At 53.3% G+C, this 409-nt stretch carries 1 pseudogene; it reads right to left on the reverse strand.

The features are described from left to right. Nucleotides 1-409: pseudogene (locus AB9F27_RS22105) on the reverse strand (integrase); the annotation flags it as partial.

Consider the following 409-nt stretch of genomic DNA (forward strand, 5'->3'; position numbering starts at 1 on the left):
TCACCACCTCTGCATCTGTCATCACCGCATAGCTTTGAACCTCTGGTTTGGAATGAACCGCAAGTTTGCCAAAGCCATGCTCTGCAAGGTGACCTTCCCGCACCGCCCAATCCAAGAAATGGCAAGTCTGGGTCCAAATCCGATGCTGGGTTTGAGGCGCAATTGTCCGGTCGGAAGTTGTCGATAGAGCCACCAAGTCGCGTATTCCCAAGCCCTTGCGTGTGGTGCTCTTTGTCACATCAGGGTTGAGACGGGACAGAAGCGCAAGGAATTCCTGACCATTGGAGGGGCTTAAATCCCCAATCCTCTTGCCGCCAAAGAGGGAGGTCAGCAGTCCGAGACTGAAACGGATCGACTTGAAGCTGCCAGGTTTAAGCTCTTGTGATCGTTGGGTAAGGTAGGTTTGAGC

This window comes from Falsihalocynthiibacter sp. CO-5D18 (assembly GCF_041205445.1).
Taxonomy (GTDB): domain Bacteria; phylum Pseudomonadota; class Alphaproteobacteria; order Rhodobacterales; family Rhodobacteraceae; genus Falsihalocynthiibacter; species Falsihalocynthiibacter arcticus.